The 12,297-nt window shown below is 67.9% G+C and carries 3 protein-coding genes; all 3 read left to right on the top strand.

What is annotated here, in order from left to right:
- Positions 1-114 precede the first annotated feature (114 nt).
- The 3 genes from CHB99_RS25375 to CHB99_RS25365 all read left to right on the top strand — a co-directional run bounded on the left by CHB99_RS25375 (position 115) and on the right by CHB99_RS25365 (position 12,289).
- Entirely contained in the window at positions 115-903 is a 789-nt protein-coding gene (locus CHB99_RS25375) for a hypothetical protein (RefSeq protein ID WP_141137340.1), read from the top strand.
- A gap of 115 nt (positions 904-1,018) precedes the next feature.
- A complete protein-coding gene (locus CHB99_RS25370) occupies positions 1,019-1,525 on the top strand; it encodes an SLATT domain-containing protein (RefSeq protein WP_042127235.1) in 507 nt (168 codons plus the stop codon).
- Between the two features lie 60 nt (positions 1,526-1,585).
- Positions 1,586-12,289 carry a hypothetical protein gene (locus tag CHB99_RS25365; protein ID WP_042127237.1) on the top strand — a complete coding sequence of 3,568 codons (10,704 nt, stop codon included), beginning with the start codon at positions 1,586-1,588 and terminating at the stop codon, positions 12,287-12,289.
- Positions 12,290-12,297 lie beyond the last annotated feature (8 nt).

The raw sequence follows: 12,297 nt of genomic DNA, 5'->3' as shown, positions 1-12,297 counted from the left end.
AAGGCAAATGGCTATGAAAAAGCCGGGCGATTTTCCATGGGCTGGCTACAGTCATTCAAGCCAACCCCAGTAATGCCTTAGGGGAAACACCGTTCGCCGCGGATGTTGGCGGACGTGCAGACGCCGCTTTTTTCCCGAGGAGTCACCATGCCCTATCAATGCAAGTCGCGAATCAACACCCTGATCGCCAACCCGAGCGTGGCCAATTGCGCTGAGCTGGCGCAGTTCGAGGCCTACCTGCAAGACCAGATCTCCCTGACCGCGACAATGAGCGAGAAGGCGCTGGAATCCGAGACCATTCTGATTTTCGCTGCCCTGGACCGTCGCGAGGCCGCCAGGAAGAAGAAGGAGCAGGCCCTGGCCCAGGCAAGCAGGACACTGGCGCTGGAAGCGATCGATGCGGTCGTCGATATCGCCGTGGAAACCTGCGTCATGAGCAGGAATCCCGTGTGCATCGGCTCCGCCTATGGCGTGAAGGTCGTGGTCGGATCGGTGAACTTCGGGATTCAGTTGTACGACGCAAAGTCGGACACCGAGCGGGCACAAGTCGCGCTGGCCTTCACTGAAAATCGCATCGGCCTGTTCACCGACTTTCTCGACGCCAGCAAACCCAAGACGCCCGCCGAGTCCGCCAAGCGCGCGCTGGAGGCCGCGGCCCGGGTTGCCGAAACGCTGTCCGAGGCAGGAGCCGACTTCGCCGCTGCGAAGAACGATCTCGAAGTCGCCGTGAGCGAGCTGGAGACCCTGCACCAGCGCTACCGCGATGCACTGGTCAGTAACGCCAGCTATCGCAAGTACCGCGCCGAAGTCCTCCAGGCCCGACGGTTCCTGATCCACGTCCTGCGCGTGGCGTACCAGGGGCAGGAGGGGTGCCGGATCGATAGCACGCCGCCGCTGCCGTGAAACACCGCGCCGGCTCCCAGGCGGAGCCGGTCTTCCCGAAGATCGCCCTGTCGGCCGCGCGCTTGCGCTGGCCGCGTGACCCCGCTTTGCCCGGACCTGTGTCGAGGAGCACACCATGAGCCAGAGTGAACTGTTGGAAAAGTGGCGCCGGATGATCGTCCGGCTGCAGATCGAACACGAGGTCGGCGCCCGCGACTTCGAAAAATTCAGCTGGAAGCTGGGCATCCCCTGTGTGGCGCTGTCGGCGGTGGTCAGCGCCAGCGCGTTCAGCTCGATCGCCAATTCCGAGCTGGTCTGGCCGCGCTACCTGGCCGCCGGGTTCTCGATCCTGACCCTGGTGCTGAGCTCGCTGCAGACCTTCCTCAACTTCGACAGCCGCGCCGCGGCGCATCAGGACGCGGCGGAGAAGCTCGGCGCCATGGCCCGGGAAATCCAGGAGGAACTGGCCAGTGGCAAGCAGGACGGCAGCCTCGGCGCCGTGGTGACCGACCTGCGCAAGCGCCTGGATGCGGTGCTGGCCGATGCCCCGACCTTGCCCAAGTCGACGATCCGCCGCCTGGGCGCGGGCGGCGGGGTGCCCGGGGATCTCGCCAGACAGGAACAGGACAGCGTATCGGTGTGACCGATTGCGCCCGCTGGCTGGGGCGCGCGGCAGCATGTCGGGCCAAGGGGAGGGGGAAGCATGGAACGTTTGATCATCGAGCGGTTCGAGAATGACCTGGTGCTGTATCTGACTCGCGAGCAGGGTCAGGGGTGGTCCGCGGTGGCCCTGGACAAGGCCGACCAGGTCAGGATCAGTGCGCAGTTGCCGACGCCGGTGAGCGTGCCCGAATGGGCCGTGACGTCGGCCGACGGCGATCCGCCGCGCCTCTCGGTCGATGCCGTGGGCAAGGAGATCGCCAGGCGCGGCGAGCAGGCGCGGGCCGAGCTGGTCGCGGCATTGCGGGCCCTGGAGTCGGTGCAGGTCACCTGGGGCGAGAGCAGTACCTTTCTCGATCTGAGCACCGCCACCCACGGCGAGATCAGACTGCCGCTGGCGGACTGGTTGCAGGGCAATGACTCGCGCATCGGCGAATTTTCCCTGCACTCCACCCTGCAGTTGCAGGGCGATCCAGCGTTGCCCTCGCTGCAGGTCAGCAGCAGCCTGTGCTGCGTGCTGCGCCTGAATAACCCGGCACTGCTGCGGGTGGAACTGGACGACCTGAACTTTGCCTTTCCCGAATTCAGGTTCCCCAGCCTGGATCTGCGGGACACGCTTGTCTGGCCGGGTGACGAGGGAGCGTCGCCGTTGCTCGAACGGCTTGGCCAGCTTGGCGGGTCGCTTGCCGACAAGGTCAAGGTCGCGGTGGTCGCCACGTCCGGGCAGCCGCATCTGGCCATCGACCTGGCCAATGGCAAGGTGCGCTGGGCCCTGGTGGATTCGGCGGACGCGGTCGATTGGGCAAACATCGAGCCGCGGCTTGTCCGCTTCAACGTGACGATCACCGGGGGCGCGGCCACGCTTTCCATCGCCGAGCTCAGGGTGGCCAATACCGGCGACGGTCTGTGGCTCAAGCACAAGGACCCGTCCGGTGCGCTCAGGGTGCGCTCCGGTGCTGTTGCGCAGCAGCAATTCGGGCCGCTGGGCCTCAAGGCCGATGATGTGACGGTCGACCTGCTCTGGGATGGCGCCAGTCGCTGCCTGCTCGCCGACGTCACCTTCGAGCGTCTGCAACTGCGCCTGGTGGACGACCCGCAGACCTTCATCAGCCTCAGCGGGCAGGTGCAGTTCAGCCCCTCGGCCTCGCGCCTGGTCCGCCTCAAGCTGGTCGAGCCCTATCCGCTGGAACTGCTGGCCGACGCGGGCGCCGCCCTGCTGCGAGGTGTCGGCAACGTCATCAGCTTCCTCGCCACACTCGACGGCCCGGATGTCACGCCGCCGCGGCTGACCCGCCTGCTGGAAATCCTCGGCCGTTTCGCCACGGCCCTGGCGAAGGCGGCGCTGTTCGTCGGTCAGGCGCTGGTCAGTGCCCTGGATGCCCTGGCCGAAGGCATCTGCGCGCTTCTCGGCCAGTTGTCCAATCCGTTCGCCCTGAGCGGGCCGGGCACGCTGTCGGTGCCCTTGCGCTGCGAAGTGCGCATCGGCCTGGCACCGCTGCAGTTGCGCCAGGTCCTGATCATGCGCAACAAGGCATTGTCCGGCGTGCAGCGCTGCACGGCCGCCGGGCTGGAGCTGACGCTCCACAAGGATTGGCAGCCCGGCCTGCTGCTCGACCTGGTCGACAATCCCGGCGCCTACCTGCTGCTGAGCCACGCGACGCCCGCGGCGAAAACCGCGATCGCCGACCTGGGCACCGACCTGTGGCTGGAAGACCAGGCCACCGGCAGCGCCGGGCATATGCCGGACGCCAGCCACGACACTGGCGGGCGCGCCGATACCCGCATCATCACCTTGAAGACCCAGGTCAGCCCGCGGCTCCCGAACCAGCGCCTGGACATCGTCCTGGTCGGTGTCGAGCGCGGTCGGGCCGTGTTCCTCAAGCGCCTCGAAGGCAGCCTGCATGGCATCAGCACGGGCGTGGCCACGGTCGCGGAACCGTGGCGGCTGACGCCGCTGGACCTGGACGCCGACGTGGAATTCGCCAAGGATCGCCTGCTGCCGCTGCTGGGCATGGGTGAGCCGGGGATCGGTGCTCAACCGGTCGGCTTCCTCGACAAGCTGAAGGACAGCTTTGCCCAGGTGGTCTGGGTCGAAGGCTTTACCTACGAGTACCGGACGGCGACGCGCGAAGTGGAGGGTGAGCTGGCCCTGGGCATCAAGGCGGCCGGGGTCCAGAGCCGGGTCGAGCTCGGCCTGATCCTCGCCCTGGACACCCTGCGCGTGCGTTTGCGCACGCCCAAGGGCGCGGGGCTGAAGTCGCGGCGCATCGTCGAGCGGGCGCTCGGGCTGACCTGGATCATCGAGCAGCGCGACGAGAACAAGCGCAAGAACGACGAAGAAGTCGAGATGTTCACCCTGAGCTTCCTCGACGGTGAGTCCGGGCTGGCGCTCAACTCTGAAGCGGCGCGCATGACCCTGCGTTTCGAGGGTTTGTCGAGCGGCGACGACGGCATCCTGTTCGAAGTCTCGACATTCTTCGTCGGCCGCCGCGGCATCGACATCAGCGCCACCGTCGCCGACAGCCCGGTACGGATCAATGGCCTTGACGTGCCGTTCCGTTTCCATCAGGGCCGCTTCGAAATGCGTGCGGGTCAACTGCAGGAGGCGACGGTCAGTGGCCGTGGCAAGCTGCCGCCGGCGCTGATCGGCGATGCCGAATGCAGCCTCGACCTGGCCCTCCTCCAGGAGGGCGGCAGCATCGTCCTGCGCTCGGGCAAGGTCACCCTGGACAAGAAGGGCGAGGCCATCGTCTGTCACGCCACCCGTTTCACCCTGGTGATCACCGACCTGGACCTCGGCATCCAGAAGGACGGCGGTTATCACCTGTACCTGCTGGTCACCGGCTCGCTGCGCTTCACACCCAAGGCCGGCGAATTCGAAGGCGGCCTGCTGGGCTTTCTCAAGGACATCGAAATCAACCTGGAGCGCACCCCGCTGACCGGCGATGCGCGCGTGCTGGCGCGGCACGTGTCGTTCCAGAAGGCCCTGAACCCGAAGAAAAGCTTCTCGCTGTTCAACCTGTTCACCTTCGAGCTGCGTGGCTTCGGCTTCCATCCCTCGGCGGAGCGCTTCGACGGCGCGCCGGCGATCAACCTGTCGGGGCAGATCAAGTTCGCCGAGATCGGCGATGTGATGCAGCCGAAGATCGATTTCCACGGCCTGTGGATCGCCCCGCCGGCGGACGGCGAAGCCTTGCCGCGGATCAGCGCCGAAGGCCTGGGCCTGGACCTGCAACTGGCTGGCTCGGTGAAAGTGCGTGGCTCGGTGCTGGCGGTGGATCCCTCGACCCGTACCGTCGAAGGCAAGCAGTTCGCCCCGGACGGCTACAACACCTACGGCTTCCTCGGCGAAGGCGAGGTGGAGATCCCCGGCTGGGGTGCGATGCAGGCGAGCCTTGGCTTCCTCGAAGTGGAGCGCAAGGATGCGCCCGGCGCGCGGCGCAAGGCGTTCTTCGTCTACCTGCAGAAGGACAAGCTGGCGGTGGAAGTGCCCACCGGCTTCTGGAATTTCTACATGCGCGAAGCCGGCATGGGCTTCGGTTTCCGCTACACCCTGACGGGCATTCGCGACGCTGACGAGGCGAAGACCCCGGCCCAGCTGATCCGCGTGCTCGACGATGTGTCGAAACGCCAGGGCGACCTCGGCCGCTTCGCCGCCTGGACGCCCGACCCGGACGGCGACCGCTTCACCCTGGCCTTGCGCGCGGCGTTGCAGAGCTACCCGGCGAAAAAGGCCTGGATCGAAAAGGAAGAGGAAAAAGCGGAAAACCCGTTCTTCTTCGACATGATCGTCGCCCTGCGCTCCGACCTGACCCTGCTGGCTTCGCTGCGCGGTTGGCTGGGGGTGAACTACGCGGACTTTCGCGGCAACAAGGACAATTTCCGCGAGCGCCCCGGCCTGCGCGGCTACCTGTATATCAGCGCGCCGCGTTCGGAGTTGCTGGCGCGGATGATCGGTGATTCGAAAGGTTTCATCGGCGAACGCTTCGAAGGCCTGCGCACTGGCCAGACACTGCGCCGCGCGGTGGAGTCGGTGGACTGGTCGGCGACCCTGTACATCCGCCCGGGGCTGTTCCACTACGAGCTGGGCTGGCCCGACCAGTTGGCGGTACGCCTGGTGGACGAGGCGAACATGAAGGTCAGCCTGCGCGGCGGGATGATCTTCCGCGCCGCCGACGATGGCCTGGTATGGGGCTACAACATCGAGGCCGATGCCTGGCTGGCGTTCGGTGGCAGCGCCGGCAGCGGCTCGATCGGCGTGGCGCTCGAAGCCACTCTGCAGGCGCGCTTCGTCGCCCGCCTGATCGCCTACCTGAGCTGGCGCTTCAGCGGTTCGATGGTCTATGGCCTGGTCATGCTCGATGCGTCGCTGGCCTTCCGCGTGCGTGCCTGGATGGAGGTGGACCTCGGCTTCAAGAGCTTCACCCTGCGCATCGGTTTTTCCTATTCGGTGCAGTTCAGCGCCGCCATCGAAATGGCCGTGACCACCTCCGGGGTGGGCGGGCGCGGCAATGCCCGGCTGGCGATCTCGGCGTTTGGCTGCACCCTCGGCGTGGGTATCGGTTTCGCCTTCAACGCCGGCGAGCTGGATGCGGCGCGGGCACAGGTGCAGCGTTTCCTGGCGATGTCGATCAGCGCCGACCAGCCGGACCTGCCACCGGCCGCGGCGAGCAAGGACGGTGACCAGCGCATCGATGACGCTGCGCAGGTGGAGACGCTCAAGGCGAAGCCGGCCGACAAGCAGGTGGTCGAGCAGAAACCGGCGACCAGCGAGTCCCGGCCTGACCTGATCTATCTGCCGGACGCGGGGCGGCCGATCGGCAAGACGGCGTTCTGGCTGGTGCTGTACCGGGCGCTGTCGCCCGACGGCGAAGACTACGCTTACGGCCTGCTGGTGCCGCAGGAGGTGAGCCATTCGCGCGGTGGAGGCTTCTACGCTTCGCCACCCTGCCTGCGCGACCCGCTGCCGGGTTTTTCCTACCGCCTGAACTACTGCCGGCTGGACAACCTGCAGGATGTCCAGCGACTGGGCCCCGATGGGCTGGGCGAACACCTCGACAGCGAAGTCGAGTACGTGCTCAGCCGCTGGACCTCGCGGATTCCGGTCGACACCCCCGGCGTGGAGTTCCGCCTCGACCAGTTGTTCGACGAGTGCTTCCTGACCAGCACCTCCTGGCGCCAGGAGGGCAGCGAATTCTGGCGCCTGGCGCTGGACCGGCAGGAGCCGAAACGCCCGCGCCAGTACCGGCGCAAGACCGCCACCGCCAGTCGCGACGAGGCCGACCGCGCCGCGCAGCGCGATCTGGCGCAACGCGAGCATCTGGCGAACGCCGCGCAGTACCCGGCGGATGACCGTGCCTTGCAGGCGCGCTCGACGGCCATGAGCATGTTCCTCGACCAGTTCGTCACCTTCGCCAGCGGCACCCCGCGGACCAACCTCGATGAGGCCCATGTGCTCGACCTGGGCCTGATGTTCCATGGTCCGGCCGCGCAACTGGAAGCCCTGGCCGAGTCCCTGACCGTGCACAAGCACGACCAGGCCCAGCGCGCGGCGGCCCGGGTGGAAGTGTTCAACCCGGTGCGCGGCTGGTTCCAGCACCAGGACCCGATCTTCGCCGGTTCGCGCCTGGAGCTGGGCGCCAACGGCATGTGCATGGACTGGGACCTGTCGTTGCCCTGGCTGGAGGAGATCCATCCCGACCCCGACCAGTTCCTCCATCACTACGAAATCCGCCGCACCATCGAAGGCCGCGAGTACCAGCCACGGCTGGTACGGGTCAAACCCGCCGCGACCTTCGGCGCGGCGCAGGAGCAGGAGGGGAAAGACCTGGACCATGTCGCCGTGCATCCGGCGGACTGGCAGTACGTCGACGACTTCAGCGACCTGCCCGCCGAATGGCGCCGGGCCCTGTTGCCCACCGCCAACGAGGCCGATGCCCTGCTGGCCACCCGGGCCTGGGCGAAGCTGGACATCGGCGGCGAGGATGTCACTTTCACCTGGTCGGTGACGCCGGTGGACATCGCCGGTACCCGCGGGCTGAGCAAGAGTTTCCTGCATGTCTTCGAACGGCCGCGCCCGCCGGTGCGCGCGGCGCAGGCCGAGATCCGCGTGGTGCAGACCCTGCGCAGCAACCCGGCGGTCATCCCGGCGGACTGCGACCTGTGCTGGCAGACCCGCGACACCGCCCCGGACGATCTCGCCGTGTATATCGCCGTGCACGACCCGGCGTGGCAGGCCCGGAAGGACCTCAAGGCCACGCGCTCCTACACCCTGATCGTCGAGCAGGAGCTGATTCTGCCGGCGGGGGCCTATGCCGCCGGCGGTGCCACCGACAAGGTGCGCGGCCTGGGCAGTGCCGGGGCGCAGGCGACAGCGCCGGCGCTGCGTTTCGAGATTCCCTTCGCCAAATTGCGCTCACTGGCAAACGCCAACGAGGCGCAGCGCGCCAGCGTGGAAGCACTGGAGCGTGACGCCGACACGCGGAACCGCTTCGAGCTCTGGGGCGCGCTGACCCACGAGGTCGGATGGGACCAGACGCTGTTGAGTCCCGCGCGACTGGTCGAATTGCGCAAGGCACTCTGGGTCAACCAGGACGGCCAGCGCATCGCCGCGCGCTTCTGGCTGCGCACCGATATCACCCTGGCGGATGGTGTCGAACTGAGTTCGCAACTGGTTGCGGTGCCCAGCGAGCTGACCATCAGGCACCTGTCCGGCGGACGTGCCGCAGCGTCGACCAGCCTGCGCCCGGAAGTCTTCGAGTGGCCGCTGCACCTGCGTCTGCCGCCACTGCCGCAGCACCGCCTGCGGGTGCGCAGCGGTTTCCTGCATCTGCGCATGCCGGTGCCGGGGGCCAGCCTGGGTCAATGGGCGGCGGGCGATCAGCGCTGTATCGAGGTGCAGCGCGACAGCGCGCGGCGCAGCGCGGTACACCTGGAGTTCGATGCGTTGGCGCAATGGGCCGGGGATGTGGTCGACCCGCTGCACCAGACCAGCATTGCCGGCTTCGACTTGCACGAACTGGACCTCGACGACCTGGCGCCGCTGGACACCCACGCGCAGGCCCTGGAGGAGAGTCCGCAGACCTGGGAGCGGGCGCGGCGGATTGCCCATATCGAACTGCTGGCCCCGGAGGAGGCCAGCCTGGTGCCGTCGAACAATGCCGACTGGCTGGGCTGGCAGGCGCATTACCCGAGCGAATCCTGGCGCGCCCTGCCGCGTCCGGGCCAGGGCGCAACGGCGCCGCGACGGGCCTGGTACTCGGCGCGCGAGAGCACGCCGGGCTTCGCCAAACGCCTGCCGCGCCAGCGTCTGCTGCTGCAGGCACCGGAGTCGGCGATCATCGAGTTGCTGCGCAAGGGCTGGCCCGATTCGATCAAGGCACGCCTGACCATCGCCATCGATTCGCCGGCCTCGCGCACGCTCAAGGATATCTCGGCGTCGCTGCGCGTCGGGCTCTGTACGCCGGTCGTCGAGCTGGCTGGCGCAGCCGCACCCGACGCGTTCTTCGGCCTCGCCAAGGATGAGCATTTCTCCCTGCTGCAGACGGGGCGTTTCACTGCCAGCGTACTGCGCTACCTGCTGCTCAGCCTGTGCCTGCAAGGGCTGGACGATGAGGGGCCGGAGGTGAAGGCGTGGCAACGCGATCCTGGCGCGCTGGACGGTCTGAACCTGGAGCTGTCGTCGCATCTCGGTGAGGAACTGCTGACCAGCGTCCCGGTCGCGCTGGATTTCCGTTCGCCGCTGCATCCGCTGCTGGAGGAAACCCTTGCCGAACTGGCCCTGCGCGACCGCCAGGGCCAGGCGATTCCGCAGGTCTACCGCGCCTACAACGTCATGCTGCAGGCGCCCGCGCAGGTCGAGGGTAGCGAGCTGGCCGCCTGGCTCGCGGCCACCCCACCGGCCAGCGATCCCTACGGCTGGGGCGTGCTGCAGGCCCTCGGGCTGGCGGCGACGGTGCGCCTGTACCACCTGGGCGAAGGGCGCTTCCTGCGCCCGGTCGAGGTGGCGGCGCGGGTCGACGCGGTGTTCAGCGCGGTGTTCGAACGCTGGCGCGGGCGCCTTGGTACGTCCTGCCAGCCATTTGCCGAAGTGCTGCTCAAGCCCGGCGCCAACCGGGTGGTGCGGCCGTTCGACGCGGTCAGCACGGCGAGCAGTGCGAGCAAGGCGTTCGACATCGACGACGATGGCCTGGCGCTGATCCAGTTGTCGTTGCGGCCGGTGCCGGAGGCGATATGGGATTATCGCCTGTTGACCTTCGATGCTGCCGAGGCTTGTCGAGAGCGCCTTGATTGTCATGCCGGGTCCGGCGGTCAGTGGAGCCTGCAGCGGATGTCGCTGTGGTTGAAACGTGCGCACGGCGACACCAGCCAGGATGAAATCGATCTGCTCGATCCAGCGACGGGCCTCGGTGTCACGTTGGGCAGAAAGGATCCGCAGGTCGAGTTGCGACTGGCACAGTCCACGCTGGGCCAGCACCGGTTAGTGGTGCGTTGTCCTGCCGGGCGGACTGATCTGGTCGGTTTTAAAATTCGCTATGGGTTGCAGGTGACGATTACCCAGCAAGGTGGCAGAACGTTCGAGAAAACTGTCTATCTGACAGTCAGGCCCAGCCGCTGCAAGCTGCGGCGCAGCCCTCGCGTCACATTGGCCGGCCTCGATGTCTTCGAACTGTTCCCGATGCAGAACGCCAAGGCCTGGGCACGGCAGATGGGCACCGAGCCGCGTCGCCTGGGCACCTTGCTCGCGCACCTGCGCGCCGTCGCGCCGAATTTCGCCGAGCCGAAGCGCTACGACGACGACACCTGGACCTCGCTGATGGGCCAATACACCGCCTGGGCCCAGCGCCTGCTGGATCACGCCGCGGCCCCCGGCCCGGGCCTGGCCGGCACGTCGTCGATCAACCTGGCGCTGGCCGCGCCGAGCCGGACCAACCCGCTGCGCCTGGCCGCCGATGGCGCCGGCTGCGTGCGCCTGTACATCCCCAGCGATGATCGCTGGGGACATGCCCGCGCCTATGCCCTGCGCCCGGTCTCGCGCTATGCGCACCTGATGGCGGGCGTCGGTCTGCTGCCGGCGGCGGAGCGCGAGCAACTGGTGACCGAGGACATGCGCAAGCAGCCGGTCGGCCATGCCATCGCCGTGGTCCCGCGGACCGAGCGGATCGAGCCGCCGGTGATCCTCGGCAGTTCGATCCAGCACGAGACCTGGGAGCTGATCCTGGCCCGCCATGGCGAGGAGTCGCTGGCCGCCTCCAATCGGCCGCTGTTCGCCCGGCTGGGCAAGCCGGATGTGCTGCTCACCCAGTTGCGCGCCTATCGCACCCCGACCTGGCCGCGGAAGCTGGTCGCCGACCACGGCATCGACGACCCCGAACTCTACCCGCAGCGTCTGGCCGAGCATCCGCAACGACCCGCGCAATGGGACGACCTGGGCGCCGTTGCGCCGGCGCAGGCGGGCGAGGTGCGCCGGCTGACCCCGACCCGCCTGGGCGAGATGGCGGACACCCGGGCGGGGCTGTGGAAGGGCGCCGAGGTACTGAATTTCCCGGCCATCGCCCCGCAGTACAAGGTGCTGGCGGTGGCCGCGGCACGGGCCGGCATTGTCGTCTCCGAGCTGGTTTCGGCGCTGCAGGACGACCTGCCGCGACGTTCCTTGCGCACGTTGGACAGCGCGCAGGCATTGCTGCCGATCCTCAGCCTGGTGCCCGGACCGCACGGCGAGACCCTGTACCGGCTCAGTCACCGCCTGCTGTCGCACCACGACCTGACCCCGGAGGTGGCTCGCGAGCGGAACAGCGGTGGCCCGCAGGACGTGTGCTGGTGGCCCGACCCGGACATCAGCTATCAGCTGCACTTCCAGGCGTCCAGTGGCAGCCTGCGGCTCAGCGAAGAGCTGTCCGACACCCGCCTGGTGGCCGAGGATGCGACGACCGCAGCGGTGGCGGTACGCTGCCGCGGCACGCGCTGGACCACGGCGGAAAGCCTGCCGCGGATTGACAGTAACCCGGCGCCGCGTGCGTTCCAGCTGGTCGTGGACTTCCGGCCGCTGGCGCCGTGGCGCGCGACCCTGGCGCTGGCCGGCAGGCCGGAGTACGACGCGCCGTTCGAACAGGCCATCGTGCGCTTCGCCCGGGTGCTGCGGCTCAATCAGCGGTATTTCGCGCTACAGCAAGCCGCGGCTGAGAGCAACGATGACTACGCCGCCCGGATCGTCGCCTTCCCCGAGGCCTGCAAGGCGCTGGCGAACCGTCTGGAGGCTGCCGCCAGGTTCGATGGCGGCGAACTGCTGGACGATTGCCGCATGGCCGGCGAGCGGGTGGCGCGCTGGCTTGAACAGAATGGCGGGGCGGCCAACTGGCCCGCGCTGTTCAGCCAGGCCGTCGCTGCCGGTGAACTGGCCGACCTGGACGCACCTGCCTTGCGCTGCTGGCCACGGCCGGACCCGGCGCTACCGGAGTGGGATTCGGCGCCGCTGTACCTGAGAGACGCGGACATGGCCGACATCCTGTGCCTGTGGGATATCCCCGTCGACAGCGAAATCGACGCCATCGTCGCCAGCGGTCACGTCCTGGCCGCGCAGGGTTCGCGCTTCTGGCAATTGCTGGTGCAGCGGCTCAATGGCGGCAGCGCCAGCCTCGAACTGCGCGCCATCGATGCCCGCGCCAGCTGGTCGGCGCAGATGGCGGAACACCCGGGGGTCATGGCCGTCGCGGTGCAATGGCCGAAACTCGTCAAGATGATCCAGTGAGGGTGCCA

It is taken from the genome of Pseudomonas japonica (genome assembly GCF_900188455.1).
In the GTDB taxonomy this organism is placed as follows: domain Bacteria; phylum Pseudomonadota; class Gammaproteobacteria; order Pseudomonadales; family Pseudomonadaceae; genus Aquipseudomonas; species Aquipseudomonas japonica.
Note: the sequence above shows the minus strand (reverse complement) of the source record. Positions and strands in the feature narration are given on the sequence as shown.